Here is a 23,178-nt window from a genome sequence, read left to right as displayed (position 1 = left end):
GCTTCCAGCCAGCCACGGGCGAGTGGCGGAATGGCAGACGCGCACGGTTCAGGTCCGTGTGTCCGAAAGGACGTGAGGGTTCAACTCCCTCCTCGCCCACTCGGAAGGCCCCTCCCGGCTCATGCTTCGCCGGGAGGGGCCTTCCTTATTATTTTGCGGGGGCCGAGCCCCCGCAGACCCCCACGGTGCGGTGGGCGCTTCTCGTGGTGCTCCTCCCTTTCCGGGCGTTCCCGGCCTGCTCAGCGACCAGCCTGTGGGGTACGTCGCTTCCTTCCTCCTTATTCGGCTCTTCGCTTGGCTCTTCGCTTGGCTCCTTGCCTGGCTTCGTGTCTCGGTCCTTGCTGCTCTTCGTCGTTTCTCTCCGGTGGCTTGCCTTCTTCGCCTCGTTTTCCTCGTCGCGTGCTTCGCGCTCCTCGGCTGGCCGGCTTCTCGCTGCTTGCTTGTCGGGTTCTTTGGTGGCGGGTTTTGTGGCGCTTCTTTCCTTTCTTGGTGCTCTGCTGGTCCTGCCGGTGCCGGGTCGTGAGTGTTTTGGGCTGCTGTAGCGCTCCAAAGCGCTCACGGCCCCGTGACCAGCGGAAACTTCGCCTTTCTGTGCTCGGGGTGTGGTGAAGGTCGCTTTTCCTGCTCGTTGTTGGGTTTTTCGTTCGTCGGCCCTCTCTTCTGCGGGTGGTTTGGGGGGTTTGGGGCTTTGGGGTCGGGTTCTTCTTCAGCGGACAGCGAACAGGTTTCTTCGTTGCGCTCGGTTGTACGGTTTCCGTGTGGTCGGTCCGGTTCTGGGGCTTGATGAGGTTGCTTCCGTTGCCGCTCGCGCACATCTCGGGCAGGTCGACAAGGCCGGGCGGCCTTACGTCGAGCACTTGGCCGCCGTTGCCTCCGGTGTTCAGGCCCGGGGCGGCAGTGATGCGCAGGTCGCCGCGGCCTGGTTGCACGATGCCGTCGAGGACGACGCTCTTTCCGAGGAGTGGTTGCTGGCCGCTCCGCTGTTGCCCGAGACCAAGGCGATCGTGCTGGCTGTGACGAAGCGGGCCGGCGAGGATCCCGGCGACTACGCGGCCCGGATCTTGGGAACTCCTGGAGCGTTGCTGGTGAAGGAGGCCGATCTGGCGCACAACGCCGATCCCGCGCGGTTGGCCGTGCTGGACGCGGCGACGCGGGAGCGGCTCGAACGGAAGTACGCGCGGATGCGGTCGCTGCTCGGGTTGTGAGCTGACGGGAGGACTTCCGTGACTCGGTGGGAACAACTCGGCCTGGAGTGGCAGGAGACCGGGCATCCCGACGCTCCCGTTCTCGTGCTGTCCAACGCCCTCGGCTGCACCTGGGAGATGTGGGATCCGCAGCTCGACGCGCTCAACAGCGCGTACCGCGTGGTTCGGTACAACCAGCGCGGGCACGGCGAATCCCCGGTGCTGCCCGGCCCCTACACGCCCGCCGGCCTCGGTGCCGACGTTCTCGCGCTGCTCGACCACCTGGCGGTGCCGAGGGCTTCGTTCATGGGTTCCTCGCTCGGCGGGATGATCGGGTTGTGGCTGGGTGCGCACGCCGGCGACCGCATCGAGGCGTTGACCATCTGCTGCAGCTCAGCCTGGTTGGGGCAGAAGCAGGTCGAGCTCGACCGGGCCACCGCCGCCCGCGAGCACGGCACCAACGAGCTGGTCTCGCCGACCATCGAGCGGTGGTTCACCTCGTACTTCCGCGAGTGGCACGTCGAAACCGCCATCTACTCCGCGATGATCGCCAGCACCGACGACGAGGCGTACGCGCTGTGCTCGGAGCTGATCGGCCGCGTTGATCTGCGCGCCGACCTGCCCGCCATCACCGCGCCGACGCTCGTCGTCGCCGGGGCCGAAGATCCCGCCACGCCGCCGGAGCACAGCGCCGCGATCGTCGCCGGGATCGGCGCCAACGCCCGGCTGGAAGTGCTTCCGCACGCCGCGCACCTGGCGAACGTCGAACAGGCCGAGGCGTTCACCGAGCTGCTCGGCCTCGCCTGATGATCGCTGGCGATACCTCGTCGGTGCGACGTAAAACAGATCTTGGCGACAGCCGCCGACTGTGCTGGGCTTTGCGCATCGTCCGGGTCGAAACCGGAGGCGGGCATGTGGATGTCCTCGCAGCCGCCCAGCCCGCCCTCGCAGCTTGCTCCGCTACGGCACCGCGACGCAGAAGAGTTCGGCGACAGCACCTGCACTGGAGGAAGTCATGGCGGGCAATAGCCGGGATCCTGGCCGGTCGGTCACGGCTCGGGCGCTCAGCGTCCTCACCGCCTTCGACATCGACCACACCCGGCTCACCCTCACCGCCATCGCCCGGCGCGCGGAGATCCCGCTGGCCACCGCGCACCGGCTGGTCCGCGAGCTGGAGATGTGGGGCGCGCTGGAGCGCGACGGCGAAGGCCGCTACGCGATAGGCCTGCGGCTGTGGGAGATCGGGCTGCTGGCTCCGGTGAACAGCCGGCTCCGCGAGATCGCCCTGCCGTACATGCAGGAGCTGTGCCAGAACACCCACGACAACGTCCACCTCGCGGTCCGCGACGGGATGGAGGTCGTGTACGTCGAGAAGCTCACCACGCCGCGGGCGGTGCCGATCATCTCGCGCAGCGGCGGCCGGCTGCCGCTGCACTCGACCGGCGTCGGCAAGGTGCTCCTCGCGCATGCGCCGAGCGCGGTGATGCACCAGTACTGCGAACGCGGGATGTCCCGGTACACCGCTTACACCATCACCGAGCCTGGTCGGCTGGGCCGCGAGCTGCAGACCGTGCGAAGCCGCGGATTCGCGCAGGCCAACGAGGAGATGACGCTCGGGAACTGCTCCGTCGCGGTCCCGGTGCACGACGCCGACGGCGTGGTCGTCGCGGCGCTCGGGGTGGTGGCGCACAGCGTCCGCGCCGAGGTTTCGAAGCTGGTCAAGCCGCTGCTGCCGGCCGCGGAAGGCATCCGCCAGCGGCTCGTCGAGCAGGATCGGATCAACCTCGACCTGCTGTCGCACTGACGGTCACACCGGCCGACCCACTTACTGCTCCACTGGCTGGTCCAGTAGCGGGCTCCGCTGGTCGTTTTGCGAAGGTGGCCGAAATGGGCTTGGCTGGTCGCGGAAAACCCGATTGGCAGGCGCCGTACCGGCATCACCTGAATGGCGGCATCGCTGGGCTGAAGTCCTGATGTCATTCGTCGACCAGTCACCGACCGATGCCCGCCGCCGGTCGCAGGGACCCCCGTTGAGCAGCGCAAAACCCGCTCCGAGCTGTTTAAGTCGGCAGTGGCCCCGTTGTCGGAGGCCGCGGAGTGCAAGCGCAGTGCGTGAGGGAGGCGGAACGCCGTGACCGGAATGCCGGGACGTGCCTGGACCGAGGACGAGCTCCGAGCCTGCTCGACGACGCAGCTTCGGTCCCCGCTGGGGCTCGCCGCTTCCATGGGCCGGCTCGCCCAGCGGTCGGTGGACACGTTGGGTTGGGCGGGCAGCGTGCTGCCGCCCGTGAAGCTGCTCGGGCGGCAGATCATCGCGACCGCCGAACTGCTCCCCGACGCGCACGCCGAGCGGCTGTGCTTCGGCAGCGGGCCGGTGCTGGACCGCGCCGAGATCGCCACCTGGGTGTGGCCGGAGATGGACGGGCGGGTTCCGCCGCCCGCGGCCCGGGTCACCGGCGTGCTCGCCCCGGCCCGGCACTGGCGCAGCGCGCTGACCGCCGCCGTGCCGTTCGCCCGGTTCGCCAGCGCCGCCATCGTGGTGCCGCGCAACGTCGCGGTGGCCCCGGACTTCACCTCGACCTGCCTGATCCGTGCCCGCCAGTTCGGCATCGCGGTGCTCAGCGCGGACGGCGACGACGTGCAGGTGGAGCTGGACGGGCGGTGCTTCGACGACGCTCCGCCGGTCGAGCACACCGCGGTGTCCCGCTGGGTGAACGAGATCGTGTACCAGCAGCTGCTCGCGACGGAGGCCCCCGCTCCGTCCCGCCGTTGAACCCCGAAGCCAGCCCCTGGGGTCGGGTCGTGAGTGCGTAGCGCAATCGGGCGCGCCACCCGGCTACGCACTCACGACCGACGAGCCGAGTTGTCCACAGCCTGTGGCCAGTTGTCCACAGGCTGTGCGGGCGCGTGTGGCCTACGTTGGACGTCATGCGAATCGTGATTGCCGGGGCGCACGGGAAGATCGCGCGGCACCTCGGGGCGATGCTCGTCGAACGCGGCGATGCCGTGCTCGGGCTCATCCGGAACCCCGACCACGCCGCCGATCTCCGCGCCGATGGAGTGCAGCCGCAGCCGGCCGATCTGGAGCAGCTCGACGCCGCCGAGCTCGCCGCTCTGCTGTCCGATGTGGACGCCGCGGTGTTCGCCGCCGGGGCCGGGCCGGGCAGCGGCGCGCAGCGCAAGGACACCGTGGACCGCGCGGCCTCAGCGCTGCTGGCGGATGCCTGCGAGCGGGCCGGAATTCGCCGCTTCCTGCAGGTCAGCTCGCTGGGCACGACGCGGCCGAACCCGCCGGACGTGGACCCGGTGTTCGGCGCGTACCTGGACGCCAAGCGGGCGGCCGAGCAGGACCTCCGGCCGCGGCCGCTGGACTGGACGATCCTGCGGCCGGGCCTGCTGACCGACGATCCGCCCACCGGCCGCGTCACGCTGGCCGCGTCGGTCGACCGGGCCGAGGTGACCCGCGCCGACGTCGCCGCGGTGCTGCTCGCGCTGCTCGACGAGCCGGCCGCGTCCAGGCGTGCCCTGGAGGTCGTCAACGGCGAAACTCCGATCCCCGAAGCCGTCCGTTCGGCCCTCACCTGACGCGGAGTTATCCACAGGCGTCGAGAACCCGGTCCAGGTACGGATTGCGGAAGACCCCGGTGGGGTCGACCTCGGCGCGCACCCGGCGGAAGTCGTCGAAGCGCGGGTAGCGCTCGCGCAGCGCCGTGGCGTCGAGCCGGTGCATCTTGCCCCAGTGCGGCCGCCCGCCGGTGGCACCGGCGATGTCCTCGAACGCGTCGAACCAGCGCCGGTGCGGCATTCCGCGGAACTGGTGGATCGCGATGTAGGCCGACGGGCGCTGGTACGCGGTCGACAGCCACACGTCGTCGGCCGCCGCGACCCGCACCTCCACCGGGAACATCACCGGATCGTCGAGCCGGCCGACCGCGGCCCGCAGCTCCTGGAGCACCTCGCGCAGCGCCTCCCGCGGCACGGCGTACTCGCATTCGACGAACCGGACGTTGCGCTGCGTCGTGAAAACCCGGTGCGAGCTGTCGCTGTAGGAACGCGCGGACCAGGTCGCGGCGCAGAACCGGTTGAGCGGCCGCACCGACGCGGGCACCGCGCGCCCCAGCCGGCAGACCGCGCCGAACAGCCGGTTCTCCAGCACCTCGTACTCCAGGAAGTGCCGGATCGGGTGCAGCGGCCGCGGCGATTGCCCGGCAGGCAGCCGGTTGTTCCGCTTGACCAGCGTGTTCGAGGCGTGCGGGAACCAGTAGAACTCGACGTGGTCGTTGTCGGCGGCGAGCTGGTCGAAGCCGTCCAGCACGTCGTCCAGCCGCGCCGGCCCTTCCTCGGCGACCAGCGAGAACGCCGGTACGCAGCGCAGCGTCACGGTCGTGATCACCCCGAGCGCGCCGAGCCCGAGCCGGGCGGCGGCGAACAGCTCCGGGTTCTCCGTGGCGGAGCAACGCTTCTCGGTGCCGTCGGCGAGCAGCAGTTCCAGCTCCTCGACCTGGGTCGCCAGGCCGCCGAGCCCGGCGCCGGTGCCGTGGGTGCCGGTCGAAATGGCGCCGGCGATGGTCTGCCGGTCGATGTCGCCGAGGTTCGCCATCGCCAGGCCGAGCCCGTCTAGCTCGGCGTTGAACCGGTGCAGCGGCGTGCCGGCGCGCACCTTGACCAGGCCGGTGTGCGGGTCGGCGTGCACGATCCCGGACCAGTGCGAGAGGTCCAGGGCGCAGCCGGTGTCCGGTGAGCCGATGCCGGAGAACGAGTGTCCGGTGCCCAGCGGCCGGACTGTGCCGCCGCCGCGCGCCGCGTCGCGGATCGCCGCCGCGGCCTCCTCGGTGTCGCGCGGTGCCACCAGGGCGCTTGGGGTGGCGGTGGCAGTGCCCGCCCAGTTGGTCCAACGCTGCATCGCCAACCCTCCTTCGGGTGTCGTCGCGGAGAAATTATGTGAATGAGATTCACATAACAAGAGTTTTCGGCCTACTGTTGTCGCCGTGCGCCGTTTCGACGAGATCACCAACGAGCTCGACCCACCATTCGCGGTGGTCGACCTCGACGCGTTCGACGACAACGCCGCCGACCTGGCGAGGCGGGCCGCCGGGCGGCCGATCCGGGTGGCCACCAAGTCGGTGCGCTGCCGCGAACTCCTGCACCGGGTACTGCGAGTTCCGGGCTTCGCCGGGCTGATGTGCTACAGCCTGGCCGAGGCGATCTGGCTGCACCGCGAAGGCCTCAGCGACGACATCCTCGTCGCCTACCCGACAGTCGACCGCGCGGCGCTGCGCGACCTCGCGGCCGACCCGGCCGCCGCCGCGTCGATCTCGCTCATGGTCGACTCCGTCGACCACCTCGACCTCATCGACGCCGCGCTCGGCCCCGACCGGCCCGTCATCCGGCTCTGCCTGGAGGTCGACGCGGCCTGGCGGCCGCTGCCCGGCCTGCACGTCGGCACCCGGCGTTCTCCGGTGCACACCGTCGCGCAGGCTCGCCGGCTCGCCGAATCCGTGTTGCGCCGCAAGGGTTTTCGCCTGGTCGGACTGATGGCCTACGAGGGCCAGATCGCCGGGCTCGGCGACGCGCCGCACGGCCGGCCGATGAAGGCCGCCGCGCTGCGCTGGATGCAGCGCCGGTCGGCCGCCGAGCTCGCCGAACGCCGGGCCGCCGTGGTGCGCGCGGTGCGGTCGTTGGCTCCGCTGGAGTTCGTCAACGGCGGTGGCACCGGAAGTCTGGAGGGCACCGCCGCGGAACGAGCCGTCACCGAGGTGGCCGCCGGCTCCGGGCTGATCGGCCCGACGCTGTTCGACGGCTACCGCGCCTTCCGGCCTCGGCCGGCGGTGTTCTACGCGCTGCCCGTCGTGCACCGCCCCACCGCGCGGATCGCGACGTTGTTCGGCGGTGGCTACCTCGCTTCCGGCCCGGTCGGCGCGGATCGGGTGCCCGTGCCGCACTCGCCGGGCGGCCTCCGGCTGCTCGCGACCGAGGGCGCCGGCGAGGTGCAGACGCCGGTGGTCGGGGCGGCGGCCGGGCGGCTCCGGCTCGGCGACCGGGTGTGGTTCCGGCACGCCAAGGCCGGTGAGCCTGCCGAGCGGTTCGCCCACTACCACCTGGTGGCGGCCGATCGGCTGACCGCCACCGTGCCGACCTATCGCGGCGAAGGCAGATCCTTCGGCTGACCTTCGGGCATCCGGTTGGACAGGTAGCCGCGCACCAGTTCCTTCGCCTCCGCGACGAGCGTCGGCTCGCCGGCGGGATCACGCCGGAAAGCCAGGTGCAGCACCGCATCCGCCGCCTCGACCGCGACCGCCAGCGGCAGCAGCAGATCCGCAGGGTCGAGCCTGAACTCCTCGGCGATCAGCCCGGTGAGCTTCTCCGCGATCACCGCGTTGTTGTCCTTGCTCGGATCCAGCAGTCGCAGGTCGACCACGTCGCCGAAGTGCAGCCTGCTGAACGCCGGGACTTCGCGGTGCATCGTCAGGTAGACGTCGAAGACCGCGTCCACCGCGTCCCACCAGTGCGCCAGCTCCAGCTGGTCGAACCGGGCCGACACGGTGCGCACGAAGCGATCCAGGTTGCGCAGCGTGAGTTCCTGGACCACGGCGCGCTTGTCCGGGAAGAACTGGTACAGCGAGCCGACCGCGACGCCGGCCCGCTCGGCGATGAGCGTGGTTGTTAAACCGTCATAGCCCACCTCGTCGATCAGCTCGGCGCAGGCCGAGAGCATCTTCTCCACACGTTGTGCGCTGCGTTGCTGGACCGGCTTCCGGCGCAACGGGGCTACTTCGGCAGGCAAGGCGACTCCTTGATCATGTTCACTGACCATCTTGCCGACCACGACCGTTGATTCTCTTTCAGGGGAGCCCTGGGGGAGATGGTGCCGAGTTCGACTCGGCGGTCTGGTTCACCGGCTGGTCGCGGGGGTTTTCCCCGGCACCGGCGATGTCCACAGTTTCCCGGCCCGCGGGCGGTCGTGCGCTCCGGACATGCCGGGGACGGTATCAGTCGTTCGGGTGATTTCTTTGTTGATGGCTTGACCAGACCCCCTCGGTTGGTCATTGGGGGCTTCTCGGGTACGTCTCTGACCTGCGAATCTTTTCGCGTTACACCGTTGGTATATGCAGTGAGTCATGTTGTCAGCGCGCGCGGTCGCTATCTAGTGTGATCCGAGTCGTCATTCTCAGTGACAGAAAGGTCATCGTGGGTTACTGCCCGGCCGCCCCTCGTTTTCCCGCCGTGCCACGTGCTCTTCTTTCCAGGTGGACATCGACTGGGGGAAGAGCCGGGTGCGGTGGCACACCTGCCGCCGGTACCCGTGTCTGTTCGGCTGCCACGCGCACGACGCGCACCGCAGCCCCGTGACCGCGCGACTGACCCCGGAGCTCGCCGCCCCGGCGGGCCCGCCCCGCACGGCCGCGGACGTGCCGCCCGGGCTGTGGCACCCGCTGACCATTCCGGCCGCGAACGACCTGCTCTCCGCCGGCGGCTACGGCCTGCGGGTCGAGCGGTCGGCCCGGGGATCGCTGCAGCTCAGCGGTGCCGGGGCCGGCGCGGGGCTCCCGCTGGGGCACGACCCGAACTGGTCCGATCTCTACCGCGCCCTGGTCCGGCTGCGTCGCACCCGCCGGGTGTTCGACCCGGCGTGGCTGCACCGGCTGACCCGGTCGCTGGCCGCCGACCGAGACACCGGCGGATCGGTGCCGCTGCCCGCCGACCGCGCGGACCTGCTGACCTCGACCCGGCGGCAGCTCGCCGAAGACTGCCTCACCGCGGTGCTCGGCCCGAACCGCAGCGTGCCGTTCCCGGCGGAGCGGATCACCGTCAGCGGGCCGGAACGCACCGTGCAGCTGCAGGCCGCCGGTCCCCGCGAGCGCGCCCTGCGCCAGCTGCGCGGTTGGGAACGACTTTCGTCCATTGTGGAATCCGATCCGGACCTGCGGATGCACTGCGCCACCCAGCCGGTGCCCGCGGCCGTGGTGGACACCGGCACCGGTTCGGCCGCTCTGACCCGCATCGCCGAGCCCGCGCCGGCCCACCCGACGCATCCCGGCGGCACCATCGCGGCCGATCTGGCCACGCTGCTGCAGCCGGTGGACGACGGCACCCCGGGACTGCTGCGCGTGGTGCTCGACAACCGCTTCGAGCGGCGCGAGGGCGAACTCGAGTACTTCCTGGAGCACTTCGTCCGACCGCTGCTGCGCACCTTCCGGCTGGCCCTCGACGCGCACGGGATCGGGCTGTTCGCCCTGGGCGGGGCCGGGATCGCTTTCGAGCTCTCGCCGGAACTGCAGGCCACCGGCCGGATCGTGGTGACCGACTACCTGCGGGTGAGCCACGAGCCGACCCGCGCCGAGGTGTCGGCGGGAGTGCGCGCGCTGGTGGAGACCCTCGACGAGCTCAGCGCCGGATTCAGCCGCCTCGAATCCGAGCGGCGGGAGAGCCGGGTGCGGCGGGCCGTCGACCGGGTGATCGCGGAGGAACTGCGCTTCCTGGCGCCGCGCACCGCGGAACTGCTCTCCGGCGAACAACCGCTGCAGTGCTACGTCCACACCGTGCCGGAAGCGCAGGACGCGGTGCTGAAATCGGTGCTGGACCGGGTCCAGCAGCGCACCCGCCGGCGCCGCTGGGACGACCGGTTGCCGCAGCCGGCGGTCGTGATCGACGTCGACCTTTGCGGGCTCGTGCCGCTGCAGCGGATCCTGGACGCCGCCCGTTCGGTTTCGGGGCCGCGACCGGGTGCGCCGGGCGGCATCCTGGAGCTGGCCGGGCCCGGCACGCTGCCGGTTCTGCCGACCCACGCCGCCGCCACCTGGCACAACTTCGTGACGCTCAGCGGGCTGCGCGAGCGCTACCCGTCGGTCGACTGGGAGGAGGTGCGCGCCGACTTCACCCGCGCGTTCCTGGCCCGGCTGCGGGAAAAGCTGCGCACCGACAGCGTGAACGCCGGGCTGGCCCGGTTCGTCTGGGACGTGCAGGACGCCGGCGGGCGGGTCGTGTTCTGCACCGGCCGGCGCGAGCGGTTCCGCGAGCACACCGAGGAGGTGCTGGCCGCCGCCGGAGTGCCGGACGCGACTCTGCTGTGCTTGTCCGAGGACGGCGGCCGACCGCGCTCCGAGCTGAAGGTGGAGAAGCTCCGCGAGCTCGGCGAGGTCGACGTCGTGGCGGTCTTCGACGACGAGCTGGCGAACCGCATCGCCATGACCAAGGAGTTCGGTGGGGCGCTCCCGGTCGCCGTCGAGATTCCCGGCCTGGCAGCCGAACGCCTCCCGACGCAGCCGGTGGTCGACGCCGCCGCGGTGATCGCCACCTTCGAGACCACGCCGCGCCCCGGAACGCGCAGCGGTCAGCGGCTGTCCAACACGCACTCGCTGGAAGAACTGCAGATCGGCGCGCTGCGCAAGAACCGCCTGGCGCAGCGCTGGGCCGTGCACCTGACAGAGCAGGAGTCGTTATCCATTGTGGACTCGGTGCTGTCCGACGCGGACCGGGCGGCGGCGCGGACCGGGCGCAGCGCGGTCGCGAAGTTCGGCATCGACGAACGCAGCGAACCCGAGCAGGTCCTGGCGGCGCTGCACCACGTGTTCACCCGCAAGCAGTTCATCAAGGGCTCCCGCGCCAACTACCAACCGGCCGACCTGCGGCGTGACGCCGAACCGTTCGTGCGCCGCGGCGAGCCCATCGAGGTGGTGCTGCTCGGCTTCCCGGTCAAGCAGTGCCTGAACCGGCTCAAGGCCGGCGGCCCGCTGCCGGACTTCGCCGAACTCGGTGCCATGGCGCGGCTGCGGGAGCTCCAGCGGGCGGTCAGCGCAGTGCACCGGCCAGGCCTGCACTTCAACATCCTCACCGACGGCAGGCACTTCCGGACCCGCCCGCACGCGATCACCGAGGCGTACCAGAAGAAGCTGCGCGAGTACGTCGACCTGGTCGGCATCGGCGACCGGACCACCGTCGGGGAGATCGACGCGGTCGCCGAGCAGCGGCTGGGCCTGCCCGGCCTGAAGGCCGAGCACGCCGCGCGGGTCGCCCGCTACCGCCGGCTGCTCGCCGAGTCGCTGCGGTCCTTCGACATCACCGACAACCCGCTGCGGACCCTGGAACTCGTGCACCTGCGCACCGCCGCGATGGGCGAGTTCGCGCCGCACGTCATCGGGCTGTTCCGGGAAATCCTGATGTCGCTGGTGTATTCGGTGCCGGTCGTGGTGCCCGCGGGCACGGACCGGCTGGAGTGGTCCACGGCGGTCTACGCGGACATCTACAACGTGACCGACCAGAGCGTGTCGGCCGAGGTGCGCCAGGCGCGCTGCGCGGTGCTGCGCCGGGCGTGGCACACGGTGCTCCGCTACATGGCGACGATGCAGGTCGACGAGGAGTTCGGCTACGAGCAGATGTTCCCGAACCGGGTGCGGCTGACGCTCAGCGCGGTCCGCAAGGGCTGCCTCGGGTTCACCTACCTCGGCGGATCCGGCCTGCTGCCCTGGCAGGGCACCGGAGTGCTCGACGACCGCGGCAATGTGGCGGTGGATTTCGCGATCTCGCTGCTGGACCAGGGCTTCGTGCCGGTGTACTCGCCGCTGCTCGGCCCCCGCCAGCCGTGGCTGATGGTCCCGTCCCAGCGAACCCATCTGACGGGCGCGATCGGCGCGGCGGTCCCGGCCCCGAGAGGAACGCGGACCCCGCCGGGAATCCGGCTCGACCCGGACTTCGCCGCGAAGGCCCGCCTCCGCCGGAAGTGACCGAACGCGGCAGCGTTTCTGCAGGCACGGGGCCGTGAGTCTTTTGGGCTGCCATAGCAACCCAAAGGACTCACGGCTCGTCGGAGTCGGGCCCTGCGCGCGAGGCGTGCCAGTGGCCGGTGGTGTCGAGACTGCGGGTGGCGGTGGCGGCGGCGCGGTCAACGTCGCCGGCGCGGAGCGCGTCCAGGAGGTCTTCGTGGCCGTGGGGGTCGGCGCCGTCGAATCCCGGGTCTGACCAGTGGTGGCCATCGAGCGCTGCAGCGCTGGGCCGAGGGCGGTGTCCTTCGTCGAACTCCAGCGAACAGTCCAACTGGACGACTTGGAGGCGGACGCAATCACCAGCGACCTGCGGCAGCGCATTGGAAAGGCCCTGGGCTCGGTCGGGGAATCGAGCTCCAGGGCCTTTCCAGACTCCGGGGCCGTCCGGGGAAACGGCGTGACCGGAGTGGTTGGAGTCCGCGGACCGGTACCGGTCGGGGGGAGGGGAGTGCGTCAGCACCGGCCCGCGGAACTTGGGGTGACCGCGCTGGCTTTCCAGCCGGTCCGATGTGGAGTTTTCGCGGCGGCGGCCGGTGATCGAGTGGTCGAGGTCGGGGAATCACGACCAGACGCTCATCGGCCGCCGCCTGGCGGTTTCTCGGTGACCCGGGTCGGGGAGGAGGTAATGCTGTCCGGGGCCGAGTCCGCCGGCTTACGGCACCGGCGCGGCCGGGCGCAGAGCGTGCGCCGGGCGCTGGTGCCGTGCGGGACGGGGTGCCAAGGCACCTGCCACCAGGTGCTCATAAGCCGTGCGCCACACCGAGCACGGTGCTTTCTGCGGGCGCCAACGGCTTGAGCACTCCGGGCAGTTGCCCTTTTCGTCGGCGTCGTGCGCGGTGAGCAGCGTCCGCCATCCCTCGGTGAGCCGGGGGAGTTCGGAACGCGCAACGGAGAGCAGGGAAGGGGCGTCCGCGCGGTTCGCCAGCTCGCTCAACACGTCGAGCCGCTCTCGCACCGCACTTCGCAGCACCTGCCCCAGGATCTCATCCACCGAAACGTCACCGTCACTTTCTCGCCTGCACAGCGGCATCCCGCAACGCGACCGACAACTGGCCGAGGCCGTTGGCCGACAGCGCCGCGGAGTGGCCGGGCGGTCCGACGAGCACCACCCTGTCCCGGTTGACCAGCACGTCCAGGAATCGGTGCGAGTTCGCCACGTCTCGGCAGTCCACTCGCCACCACCGGCGGCGGTCCGCGGGTGCTGAGGGGAAGCCGGCGGACCGGCCGTTCCCGCTCTGTGCTGCCCGCATCTCGTCACCGTTCCCGTTCGTGCTCGGTTGCCTGTGCTGACTAGATTGGAACGGGTCGGGGCGCCGCGCCTAGTGCGTAGGCGATAACCGGGCCAACGGCAACGACGAGCGGTCGGTGGACTTCACCGCCGCCGATCACCTCTACCGATACGCGCTTCACCGGGATGCAGCAGTGCCCTTACTCTGCGACCAACGCCCGAGCAGAGCGTCAGGGGGTCTAAATGAACATCATCGGTTCTGGCGGCTCTCCCGTTACACCCGACGTTTGGAACGAGCGGGACATGCGGGATGCACTGGCCCGGCGGGACGTCAGTGAGATCTACCGGCAGCTACGCCGGCACGGCGTTTCGCAGCGACAGATTGCAGCCTCGACGGGGCAGTCGCAATCCGAGGTGTCCGAGATCCTCAAGGGGCGGCAGGTCATGGCTTATGACGTGCTCGCCCGAATAGCCGACGGGCTGGGTATCCCGCGGGGCTACATGGGCCTCGCGTACGACGGGGCGACCGCGATGCGGGTCGCGAAGGCGACCAACGCCCCCGACGCTGAGGAGGACGAGTCGGTGAAGCGCAGGAAGTTCCTGTCCCACGCCGCGGCGGTGACCATGGGCGCCGCGGTTTTCGGCACCGAGACCAGTTCCTGGTTGCCGGCCAACGCCCAGACCCCGGCGCCGACGCGGATCGGCATGACCGACGTGCAGCAGATCCACGCCGCCACCAAGGCCCTGCGCGACCTCGACTACCGCTACGGCGGCGGAACCTGCCGGGATGCCGTCGTGGCCCAGCTGTCCTGGGCGCAGCAGCTCCTCGAGTCCAGTGCCGCCGATCCCGTGCGCAAGCAGCTGTTCGTGGCGCTGGCGGACATGCACAGCCTGGCCGGCTGGACCTCGTTCGACGTCGGCCTGCTCGACCCCGCCCGCGGGCACTTCGGCAAGGCGCTGGAGTTCGCGAAGCAGGCGGAGGACGACGGCCTGGTGGCCAGCGTGCTGTACCGGATGGGCCGCGTCTACCTGCACTACGAGGAGCCCAACGAGGCGCTGAAGCTGTTCCAGCTGGGCCAGATCGCCGCGCAGGACTCCGGTTCCGCGCTGACCGTGGCCGTGCTGTGCGCCAACGAGGCCTGGGCCTACGGCATGCTGAACAAGCCGGACCAGGTGCAGAAGATGGTCGGCCGCACGAAGGACGAGTTCGCCCGCGCCCGCGCCGACGAGGCGCCGGACTGGGTGCGCTTCTTCACCGAGAACGACCTGCACGGCATGATCGGCTCCGCGCACGACGCGCTGTCGGTGTTCGACCCGAAGAAGCACGCGTCGATCGCCGTCGCCGAGACCATCAAGTGCAACGAGGCCTACGGCGCGGACATGGCGCGCACCCACGTGTTCGGCCTGAGCCTGCAGGCCACCAACCACATCCGGGCCGGCGACCTGCAGGAAGGCGTCAAGGTCGGGCGGCGGGCGCTGGAGTTCGGCGAGCGGGTCAAGTCCGCGCGCGTCGCCGACCGGCTCAAGCCGCTGGAGCTGGAATCGGGCAAACACCGGATGAATTCCGACGTCCGCGACCTGTTCGAGGCGGTCCGGCGGTTCCGCCGGGTGTGAGCTCGGCGCGCCGGGACAGCAGTGCCGGTGCTGTCGGTTCGAAACGATGAGCATGAAGACACAACCACTGGAACAGGGTCGGTGCATCCCGCCGGAGCTGGAGCTGGCACTGACCGAGATCTGCGCTGCCGTCGGCCTCGATCCGACCGGCGCGCGATTGCTCCGAATCGTCAACAACGGGGTTTTCCTGCTTCGCGACCAGCACGTGGTCGTCCGCGTCGTGCTTTCCCCGTCGTTCACCTATCGAGCTTTCAACGCCGTGGAAGCCGCGCGTTGGCTGGCCGCGCACGGAGTTCCCGCCGTGCGCCTGCTGCCGGGTCTCGAGCAGCCGGTCCAGGTGGGCGAACACCTGGCGACCTTCTGGGAGTACGTGCCCGAGACCGGGCCGATGCCCGGCGGCGCCGACCTCGGCGTGCTGTTGCGCCGGATGCACTCGAAGCTGCCGTCCCCGACGTTCCTGGACTGGCAGCCGATGGCGGACATCCGGCGTCGGCTGACCGATGCGGTGGACATCGATCCGGACGATCACCGGTTTCTCGCGCAGCGCTGCGACGCGCTGGAAGAACGCCTGGCGGCGCTGCGGTTCCCGCTGGCGCGCAGCGTGATCCACGCGGATGCGCACCTGGGCAACGTGATCGGCGGCCCGGACGGACCGCTGCTGTGCGACCTGGATTCGCTGTGCATGGGCCCGCCGGAGTGGGATCTGACGCCGATCGCGGTGGGGCGCCTGCGGATGGGGCACCCGCCGGGCTGGCACGACGACCTGGCCCGGGCCTACGGATTCGACATCACGCGCTGGGAAGGCTTTCCCGTGCTGCGCGAACTGCGCGAGCTGAAGATCACCACCGGGGTGCTCCCGATCCTGCGCAGCAATCCCGGGGTTCGCGAGCAACTGCACCAGCGGTTGCGCACGATCAGGGACGGAGATCTCTTCACGCAATGGGTGCCGTACAGCTGATCCGGCCTATTGCTAGGCCGAACGGGCGATGTTGGGTCGATCACCGCGTTCGTTCGGCCATTTCTGGTGACGAGCGTTCGCTGGAAGGGGTAAACCATACGGGCGAACTGGTGCATCGGTGCGTTGCTACGGGACGGGCTGTCGATGAGGATCGCGAAGTTCTTGCCGCGGATGCCGCGTTGGCGCCGAGCGTGCGCGTTGCGCGCTGCGCAGGTGCTCGACGAGGTGGTGGACAGCCAGGCCGGATCGCTGCCCCGGCTGCCCGAAGACCTCCGGCTCCGCCACGCCGATCACCTGGCGGAGCTGGTCCTGCTGGCCCAGGCATACCGCCATTACGCCGCCGGCTGGATCACCCGGAGAGAGCTGGAGCGGTGCGGCCGGGTCGCGGTGCAGCGGTTGGAGGGGGACTGTTGCGTCCCGCTCGTGCAGCTCGCCGATGGTGAATGACCACTCGGCGACGGGCGCGTCATCGGCGGGCCGTTCCCGTGTCTGCTCGCTGACGCGCCGGTTGAACTGGGGGTTCGACGATCGGTGCGGGCCGTTTCGGTCGGGGCGAATTCGACGTTTTCCCTGCTAGCAGCCGATATTCCCGGCGTCGCGAGCCGGTATTGCCCGCGGTGCCGGTGTTTCTTGCCCGAGCGGCTGGTGCGAATGCTCGGGCGCGATCGCTGAATTCTCTTTCTGTCCGCTCGCGTAGGCGAGCGGGCTTCGTGGTGCGTGCGTTTTTTCCGGAATTGTTGGATTGGAGATGGTTTTGTGCGATCCGGATGTCCGGGCGGAGCGGCTACGGGAATTGCTGGGCGAGGATGCGCTGCTTCGGCTCTACTGCGTAGCGGCGGCCGAGACCGGCGAGCACCGGGCGGTGGGAGAGCTGTCCGCGGCGCGGAACGCGATCCCCCTGGGTGAGTTGGCGCGCTGGGAATTCCCCGGCGATGTGCTGCCGTTGAAGCGGATCGTGGCCGGCCGACCGCCGGTCTGGACGGCGCCGGAGCACCTCGCCGAATTCGTGGTCCGGCCGCTGCTGATCACGTTCCGCGGGCTGCTGGCGCGGGGTTTCCTGCCGGTCGGCGAGCTCGGCGTCGAACTCGACTCGGCGGCGACGGCCACCGGGCGCATCGTGCTCGGCGGGATTCGCCGTGCGCGGTCCGCGGTGCCGGACGTGATTGCCGCGCTGGACAAGCAGTTGGACGAGCTGGCGGCCGCGTGCGTGCTCATTAGCGGCGACGAGCAGGCCCGGGTTCGGGCCGCCTTCGACCGCGTCATCGCCCAGGAACTGCGCCACTTGGCCGAGTCGACCGCGGCCGCGTTCGCCGGCGACCACCCGTGGCGGCGTTTCGTGCACGTCGTCGCAACGGAGCAGCACGAGATCCTCAGCCGGGTCATCCGGTTGGTCCGGGCGCGCAACGCGCGGTGCCGGCACGATCCCGGCCTGCCGCGTCCGCTGGTCGTCGTGGATCTCGACTTCTGCGCCTTGCACCCGAAGCACCGGGTCGGCGAGGCGTTGCGCCGGTTGGGCGAAACGCACGGCATCGACGAGTTCGCCGATCCGGCGCGGCTGGACGTGCTGCCCGGGCTGTACCGGCCGGGCTGGCGCCCGTTCCTGGCGGCCAACGGGCTTCTGGCGAGGTATCCCGAACTCGAATGGGACGCGTTGTACGCCGAGTACCGCCGGAACGTCCCGTGGCACCGGGAAGCCCTGTCGACCGACGACCTGGCGCCTGGACTGGTCGGATTCGTCCGGGACCTGGAACAGGCCGGCGGCCGGGTCGTCTGGCTGACCGGTCGCCGCCACCGGATGCGGGCCGCCACCGAAGAGGTCCTGGCCCGCCACGGGCTCGGCCACCTCGATCTGCGCACCACCGATGACGGGCCGGTGACCGGCATCGCGGGTCAGAAGGTCGCGGCGCTGCACGACATGCCGGGGCACGAGCTCGTCGCCGCCTTCGACGACTCGGCCGCCAATCGCGACGCGCTGCAGGCGGCGTTCCCCGCTGCCGTGGTGGTCGCGGTGCGCCCACCTGGGTTCACTGTGGACGGTGCGGATCGAACCGGTTGCGGTATAACGACGTTCGAGTCGCTGCCGCAGCCGCTGCCGTTGGGCCGCGGGCACCGGGCCGGTGCGCCGCAGCTGTCGCACGTGACGTCGCTGAGCAGGCTGCGGATCCGGGAGCTCAGCACCCGCCCCACGATCTGGTCGCACGGCGTCGAATTGACCGGGCAGGAGCAGTCGCGGATCGTCGAGTCGCTGGCCGCGACCGCGGTGGCGAGCGGGCGGCGGCTCGGCCGCGAGATCGGTTCCCGGGCCGATCCGGCGGCGATCTGCCGGGCGTTGTGGCGGGTCGTCACGGCGAAACCGTTCGGCGCGGTCAAATCGGCGTATCCGCCCGAAGCGGCCGAACGGGACATGCTCGCCTCGATCGAGGTCGGTGACCGCATCCCGTTCGTCGTGGTGGGGCCGTCGCTCAAGCAGGACGGCTCCCGGCTGAAGGCGCTCGGCGGCCTGCCCGACCTCGCCGAGCTGGCCATGCTGATCCGGCTGCGGCAGCTCGACGAGGCCGTCCGGCAGATCCACCCGCCAGGCATCGCCGTGCGGGCGCTCACCGACGCCAGCCACTTCAGGTTCCGGGAACCGCGCCGCTACGCGGGCTACCACCGGGAGCTGGCGGAACAGGTGGAAAGCGCCGGGCTGCGGCACGTGGTGTCGGTCGAGGACTTCGACGACGCCGCCGACGCGCATCCGCGGTGCGGCGACCGCACGCAGCGGCCGGAGCTGCTGGCGAAGCACCGCGACAGGTACGAGACCGCGTTCGCCGGGCTCGACGTCCGCCGCGATCCGCGGGCGGCGCTGGGCGAAGCCGACGCCCGGGATCCGGCAGGGCCGGGCCGGCCGCGGTTCGCCGAGCTGTTCCGCTCCGTGCTGCAAGCCGTCGACATCCCCTGCCCCGGCGGCGATCCGTTCGCGTGGTCGCAGCGGATCTACGCGGATCCGTTCGAGCTGACCGATCCGGCGGTGCCGGCCGAGATCCGCCGGGCGCGCGGCGATCTGCTGGCGACGGCCTGGCGGGAAACGATCACCTACCTGGCGAACAAGCACGTCGACGAGGAACTCGACTACTCGGTGCTGTGGCGGGAGAACTGCGTGCGGATGAGCCTGTCCATCCGCCCGGCACCGGGCAGGCTGCGGTTCGTCCCGCTCGGCGGCGCCGGGGTGATGCCGTGGCACGGCACGGCCGCGCTCAACGACCTGTGCGAGGTATCGGTCGACTACGCGATTTCGCTGGTGGACCAGGGTTTCGTGCCGGTGCGCGCGGCGCGGGAGAGCGGCCAGCCGTGGTTCATGGTCCCGGCCCGGGCCGTGGACCGCGCCGGGACGCTCGACCCGGCGGTCTTCGAACGCATCCGGTTGCGCGGCAAATAGCGAGGCGCCCCCGGCCGAGTCGCTCGGCCGGGGGCGCCTCCGTGTTGCGTCAGTTCTTCGGCTTGCCCAGGCGCAGGGCGAGGACCAGGCCGAGGGCGACGACGATCACCGCGCCCACGATCCACGGCCAGATCGGCGCGCCGCCGGACTCCGCCGACTCCGCCTGCTGGCCGGGCTGCTCCGCGTTCTGCGGGGCTGGGGCGGGGGTGCCCTTGCCCGGCGCGGTCAGCGTGAAGGTGACCTTGCCCGGCACCGGGTGGCCGTCGTTGGACAGCACCCGGTAGCCGACCGTGTAGACACCCGCCGGGCCGAGCTCCCGGACCGGCACGACGACCGAGTTGCCCTCGACCCGCACCTCCCCGTCGGTCCAGTACGTCCCGTCCGGGCCGACCACGTTGACCGTGTTGTAGCCCTCGCCGGTGCGCACCGGCTGGTCGAAGGTCAACCGGACCTCACGGGGCCCGGTGGCCAGCTGCGCGCCTTCCGGCGGGTCGCTGCTGACCAGCACGTTGTGCGCGAGCGCGGTGCCCGCGCCGCCGAGCAGCGCGGCCAACGCCAGCACCGCGATCGCCATCAACCGCTTCACGACTCGTCCTTCCCGGATTCCTGCTTCCCGGATTCCTGCTGCGTCGCAGCCTGTCCGGCGTTCCGGCTGCGCGCGAGGGCACCGGCCCCGACGCCGAGGCCGAGGGCGCCGACCAGGAGTCCGGCGCCGCCCAGCCAGCGGGCCGTGTCGTCACCGGTGCCGGCGGCCTGCTCGCCGGCCTCCTGGCCGTTCGAGCTCCCGCCGTGCGAGTGCCCCTCCTCGGCCTCCTCGGCCTCCTCGGCCTCCTCGGCCTCCTCGGCCTCCTCGGCCTCCTCGACCAGCTTGAGCGTCGGGGCCGGGTGCTCGGGCTCCTCGCCGTTCGCCGGCGTCGGAGCGTCCCAGTTCACGACGTCGCCGTTGTCGTAGGTCTGGATGGTGGGCAGCAGCAGTTCGTCGGTGTTGGTCGGCAGGGCGCCGAGCGTCGCCTCGAACTCGTTGAACTCGTTCGGCCCGATCCGGTTGCCCGGCTGCGCGGTCCACGTGATGCTGCGCACGGTTTCGGTGACCTGCGAGCCCGCCACCTCGACCGGCGCGATCTTGACCCGCTCCACCTGGACGGTCCAGCCCGGCATCGGCTTGGTGCGCACCGAGCTCAGCGGGTACTGCTCCGGCAGGTTCACCTTGACCTGCACGGTTCCGGCGTTCGGCCGCTCGTTCGGCACCCGGAAGGCGACCTTGGCGTAGCCGCCCTTGGCGGCCTCGCCGGGCTGTGCGGAAACGTGCGCGGACGCCGTTCCGGCACCCAGCAGCGCAACAATCCCGCAAGCGGCGGTCAGCGCCGCGGATCGCACCGCGAATCGATTTGTCGACATGTTCACTTGAATCTCCTGCGTTCGTGTTTTTGCGCGCGCAAATACGCGGCGAAATGACGAAGCGGCAACGATCAGGTGGCGAATTCCACTTGATCGCGGCCTGCGACAAGAGATTCCGGCGGCCCGCGACGGGCATGGATGCGCTGGTAGATCAGCTGCGCGAGGGGACGCACCGTGACCACGGAGACGCACACCGTGCGCGGCTGCGCAACCACCGGTAGCGGAGTCGACCTGCGGGGCAGGATGGATCCGAGGAGGCGGGCGACTACGAAGAGTGCCCGCTCGGCGCGGGCCATCACGAGCCCGGTCAGCAGCACCACGGCGGCGTGTCCGAGCGTCATGACCAGTGGCGAGAACCGCATCCCGGCATAGCCGGCGCCGTCCTGGTGAGACGCCACGAGCTGGAGAAATACGTGAAGTGCGAGCTGGCTGACGCTCAAGGCCCCTAGAATGCCCCACGACCCGCGCTTGCGATCAGCGAGTGCCACACCGGCACCGGCCAACAGGCTGGTGATCACCAAGGTCGTACCCGGATCGGGTAACGATCCCCCGGCGGCCGCGTGTGCGGCCACGGACAGTGACGCCGACGTGGTGGCCAAACCGGCACCGCGCAGGACGCGCAATGCGCCCTGCGTAGGTGCGAGTTTGGCTGCCACGGCAGCCAAGTCTAGGTGTCGGTTCGGCCACGCTGACCGCAGGTGAGCTTGCCTTGTTCACCCGATTGGGTCACGGTTTACGGGTTGCAGACGGTCCGGAGCTACCACCTGCACACATGCCGGCCGCTTAGTTCCAGATCGTCGTGACTGACGACGGAGAGGAGGGGGCGTCGCCGAAAGTCGGCGCCGAAACCTGTGTCGACCGAAACAAAACAAAGTGGTGACCCCACTGAGGGTCACCATACAACTGGATTGACTGGAAGCCCCGAGTTCCTCGGGAAACCGCGTACGGACTGGGTCGTGTTCGGAGTCACCGCGGCCATCATGTTCGCCGTGGTGCTCTGGGGTGCGGTGGGTACCGACTCGCTGAGCACGGCGTCGAAGGCGGCGCTGGACTGGCTGCTGACCAACACGGGCTGGGGCTTCGTGCTGGCGGCCACCGCCTTCGTCATCTTCGCCCTGTACCTGGCCTTCAGTAAGTTCGGCCGGATCCCGCTCGGCAAGGACGGGGAGCAGCCGGAGTTCCGGACGATCTCCTGGATCGCCATGATGTTCAGCGCCGGTATGGGCATCGGTTTGATGTTCTTCGGCGTTAGCGAGCCCCTGGGCCACTTCGTCGATCCGCCACCGGGGACGTCCCCCGCGGAGAGCGAAGAGGCCATCAAGACGGCCATGGCGACCTCGCTGTTCCACTGGACGCTGCACCCGTGGGCGATCTACGCCGTGGCGGGTCTGGCGATCGCGTACAGCACCTTCCGCCGCGGGCGTCGCCAGACGATCAGCGCCGTTTTCATCCCGCTGATCGGCAAGCGCAACGCGGAGGGGTGGATCGGCAAGCTGATCGACATCCTCGCGCTGTTCGCGACGCTGTTCGGCTCCGCCGCCTCGCTGGGCATCGGCACCCTGCAGATCCGCAGTGGTCTGGAGAACGCCGAATGGCTGCCCAAGGACGCGGCCGGGAGCACCGTGCTGGTGGGGATCATCGCCATCCTGACGGTGTGCTTCATCCTGTCCGCGGTGTCGGGCGTGGAGAAGGGCATCCAGTGGCTGTCCAACATCAACATGGTGTTGGCGGGCGTGCTGGCGCTGTTCGTGTTCGTCGTGGGCCCGACGGTGTTCATCCTCGACCTGCTGCCCACCTCGGTGGGGTCCTACATCAGCGAGTTCGGTGAGATGGCCTCGCGCGCCGGCGCCACCGGCGGCGACGAGATGCAGAGCTGGCTGGCCAGCTGGACGATCTTCTACTGGGCGTGGTGGATCTCGTGGACGCCGTTCGTGGGCATGTTCATCGCCCGCATCAGCCGCGGCCGCACCATCCGGCAGTTCGTGGCCGGCGTGCTGCTGGTGCCCAGCGGCGTCAGCCTCGTCTGGTTCGCGATCTTCGGCGGCGCTGCGATCGACGCCCAGAAGGCGGGTGCCAACGTCTACGGCGAGGGCTCGGCGGAGGCGCAGACCTTCGACGTGCTGGGAACCATGCCGTGGGCGACGGTCACCTCGGTGCTGGTGATGGTCCTGGTGGCGATCTTCTTCGTCTCCGGTGCCGACGCCGCGTCGATCGTGATGGGCACGCTGTCCCAGCGGGGCGCCATCGAGCCGAGCAAGTGGGTGGTGGTCTTCTGGGGTGCCGCGACCGGTGCCGTGGCCGCGATCATGCTGGTCATCGGCAGCGCCGGCGGTGATGAGGAGAAGGCGCTGGACGGCATCCAGAACCTGACCTTCATCGGGGCACTCCCGTTCGCCATCGTCATGGTGTTCATGTGCGTGGCCATGCTCAAGGACCTGCGCAGCGACGACGTGACGCTGCGCGACGCCAAGGGCGCCGAGGTGCTGGAGCAGGCCGTCATCGCGGGCACCGAGGAGCACGACGGCGAGTTCCAGCTGGTGACCACGCCGGCCGAGGCCGAAGAGGTCGACGAGGCCGACGCCACCGCGAAGGCACCTGCCGGCGGAAAAGAGTAAGAA

General features: G+C 70.3%; 20 protein-coding genes and 1 tRNA gene. 14 read left to right on the top strand and 7 right to left on the bottom strand.

What is annotated here, in order from left to right; all coding sequences use genetic code 11:
* The first annotated feature begins 16 nt into the window (after nt 1–16).
* The 6 genes from AB0I53_RS00415 (at nt 17) to AB0I53_RS00390 (ending at nt 4,769) form a co-directional block, all read left to right on the top strand.
* Nucleotides 17–99 (top strand) — tRNA-Leu (locus AB0I53_RS00415).
* Nucleotides 100–758: 659 nt separating this feature from the next.
* Nucleotides 759–1,205 carry an HD domain-containing protein gene (locus AB0I53_RS00410; protein ID WP_358594117.1) on the top strand — a complete coding sequence of 149 codons (447 nt, stop codon included), beginning with the start codon at nt 759–761 and terminating at the stop codon, nt 1,203–1,205.
* An 18-nt stretch (nt 1,206–1,223) separates the two neighbouring features.
* Nucleotides 1,224–1,991 carry an alpha/beta fold hydrolase gene (locus AB0I53_RS00405; RefSeq protein ID WP_358594116.1) on the top strand — a complete coding sequence of 256 codons (768 nt, stop codon included), beginning with the start codon at nt 1,224–1,226 and terminating at the stop codon, nt 1,989–1,991.
* Between the two features lie 208 nt (nt 1,992–2,199).
* Entirely contained in the window at nt 2,200–2,988 is a 789-nt protein-coding gene (locus tag AB0I53_RS00400; RefSeq protein ID WP_358594114.1) for an IclR family transcriptional regulator, read from the top strand.
* A gap of 336 nt (nt 2,989–3,324) precedes the next feature.
* On the top strand, nt 3,325–3,957 hold the full coding sequence (locus tag AB0I53_RS00395; protein ID WP_358594606.1) for a hypothetical protein: 633 nt from the start codon (nt 3,325–3,327) through the stop codon (nt 3,955–3,957).
* 155 nt (nt 3,958–4,112) lie between these two features.
* Nucleotides 4,113–4,769: an SDR family oxidoreductase gene (locus AB0I53_RS00390; RefSeq protein ID WP_358594113.1), complete on the top strand. Its 657-nt coding sequence runs from the start codon at nt 4,113–4,115 to the stop codon at nt 4,767–4,769.
* Nucleotides 4,770–4,776: 7 nt separating this feature from the next.
* Here the strand turns inward: AB0I53_RS00390 and AB0I53_RS00385 are convergent, their stop codons facing one another.
* Nucleotides 4,777–6,087 (bottom strand): D-arabinono-1,4-lactone oxidase, encoded by a 1,311-nt coding sequence (locus AB0I53_RS00385; protein ID WP_358594111.1) that lies wholly within the window; start codon nt 6,085–6,087, stop codon nt 4,777–4,779.
* Between the two features lie 85 nt (nt 6,088–6,172).
* Here AB0I53_RS00385 and AB0I53_RS00380 point away from each other — a divergent pair, with 85 nt between their 5' ends.
* Nucleotides 6,173–7,351, top strand: a complete 1,179-nt coding sequence (locus AB0I53_RS00380) for an amino acid deaminase/aldolase (RefSeq protein WP_358594110.1) — start codon at nt 6,173–6,175, stop codon at nt 7,349–7,351.
* Here AB0I53_RS00380 and AB0I53_RS00375 read toward each other — a convergent pair.
* A complete protein-coding gene (locus AB0I53_RS00375) occupies nt 7,321–7,899 on the bottom strand; it encodes a TetR/AcrR family transcriptional regulator (protein WP_358568496.1) in 579 nt (192 codons plus the stop codon). The genes AB0I53_RS00380 and AB0I53_RS00375 overlap by 31 nt on opposite strands.
* Before the next feature lie 532 nt (nt 7,900–8,431).
* Between AB0I53_RS00375 and AB0I53_RS00370 the strand changes: the two genes are divergently transcribed.
* Nucleotides 8,432–11,905 (top strand): L-tyrosine/L-tryptophan isonitrile synthase family protein, encoded by a 3,474-nt coding sequence (locus tag AB0I53_RS00370; protein ID WP_358594108.1) that lies wholly within the window; start codon nt 8,432–8,434, stop codon nt 11,903–11,905.
* A gap of 112 nt (nt 11,906–12,017) precedes the next feature.
* The gene (locus AB0I53_RS00365) at nt 12,018–12,140 is read left to right on the top strand and encodes a hypothetical protein (protein ID WP_358594107.1); all 123 of its coding nucleotides are present in this window, start codon (nt 12,018–12,020) and stop codon (nt 12,138–12,140) included.
* A 456-nt stretch (nt 12,141–12,596) separates the two neighbouring features.
* On the opposite strand, the gene AB0I53_RS00360 is transcribed toward AB0I53_RS00365, so the two are convergent.
* Both AB0I53_RS00360 and AB0I53_RS00355 read right to left on the bottom strand, forming a co-directional pair.
* Entirely contained in the window at nt 12,597–12,935 is a 339-nt protein-coding gene (locus AB0I53_RS00360) for a hypothetical protein (protein WP_358594105.1), read from the bottom strand.
* A 13-nt stretch (nt 12,936–12,948) separates the two neighbouring features.
* Complete coding sequence (locus tag AB0I53_RS00355; protein WP_358594103.1) at nt 12,949–13,194, bottom strand: hypothetical protein; 246 nt, start codon at nt 13,192–13,194, stop codon at nt 12,949–12,951.
* Between the two features lie 281 nt (nt 13,195–13,475).
* Here AB0I53_RS00355 and AB0I53_RS00350 point away from each other — a divergent pair, with 281 nt between their 5' ends.
* The 4 genes from AB0I53_RS00350 to AB0I53_RS00335 all read left to right on the top strand — a co-directional run bounded on the left by AB0I53_RS00350 (nt 13,476) and on the right by AB0I53_RS00335 (nt 19,162).
* Nucleotides 13,476–14,786 carry a helix-turn-helix transcriptional regulator gene (locus tag AB0I53_RS00350; protein ID WP_358594102.1) on the top strand — a complete coding sequence of 437 codons (1,311 nt, stop codon included), beginning with the start codon at nt 13,476–13,478 and terminating at the stop codon, nt 14,784–14,786.
* Between the two features lie 52 nt (nt 14,787–14,838).
* Nucleotides 14,839–15,744, top strand: coding sequence for an aminoglycoside phosphotransferase family protein (locus AB0I53_RS00345; protein WP_358594101.1), 906 nt, complete (start codon nt 14,839–14,841; stop codon nt 15,742–15,744).
* Nucleotides 15,745–15,888: 144 nt separating this feature from the next.
* Nucleotides 15,889–16,191, top strand: coding sequence for a hypothetical protein (locus AB0I53_RS00340; protein WP_358594100.1), 303 nt, complete (start codon nt 15,889–15,891; stop codon nt 16,189–16,191).
* A 301-nt stretch (nt 16,192–16,492) separates the two neighbouring features.
* Nucleotides 16,493–19,162: a hypothetical protein gene (locus tag AB0I53_RS00335; protein ID WP_358594099.1), complete on the top strand. Its 2,670-nt coding sequence runs from the start codon at nt 16,493–16,495 to the stop codon at nt 19,160–19,162.
* 49 nt (nt 19,163–19,211) lie between these two features.
* Here AB0I53_RS00335 and AB0I53_RS00330 read toward each other — a convergent pair whose 3' ends face one another.
* The 3 genes from AB0I53_RS00330 to AB0I53_RS00320 all read right to left on the bottom strand — a co-directional run bounded on the left by AB0I53_RS00330 (nt 19,212) and on the right by AB0I53_RS00320 (nt 21,078).
* A complete protein-coding gene (locus AB0I53_RS00330) occupies nt 19,212–19,748 on the bottom strand; it encodes a copper resistance CopC family protein (protein WP_358594097.1) in 537 nt (178 codons plus the stop codon).
* The gene (locus AB0I53_RS00325) at nt 19,745–20,560 is read right to left on the bottom strand and encodes a YcnI family protein (RefSeq protein ID WP_358594095.1); all 816 of its coding nucleotides are present in this window, start codon (nt 20,558–20,560) and stop codon (nt 19,745–19,747) included. The genes AB0I53_RS00330 and AB0I53_RS00325 overlap by 4 nt, the downstream gene beginning before the upstream one ends.
* A 71-nt stretch (nt 20,561–20,631) precedes the next feature.
* Nucleotides 20,632–21,078, bottom strand: coding sequence for a hypothetical protein (locus AB0I53_RS00320; protein ID WP_358594093.1), 447 nt, complete (start codon nt 21,076–21,078; stop codon nt 20,632–20,634).
* 438 nt (nt 21,079–21,516) lie between these two features.
* Here AB0I53_RS00320 and AB0I53_RS00315 point away from each other — a divergent pair, with 438 nt between their 5' ends.
* Nucleotides 21,517–23,175: a BCCT family transporter gene (locus AB0I53_RS00315; RefSeq protein ID WP_358594092.1), complete on the top strand. Its 1,659-nt coding sequence runs from the start codon at nt 21,517–21,519 to the stop codon at nt 23,173–23,175.
* Nucleotides 23,176–23,178: the final 3 nt, after the last annotated feature.

It is taken from the genome of Saccharopolyspora sp. NPDC050389 (assembly GCF_040655595.1).
In the GTDB taxonomy this organism is placed as follows: Bacteria; Actinomycetota; Actinomycetes; order Mycobacteriales; family Pseudonocardiaceae; genus Saccharopolyspora.
This window is presented reverse-complemented; position numbering and strand designations above follow the sequence as displayed.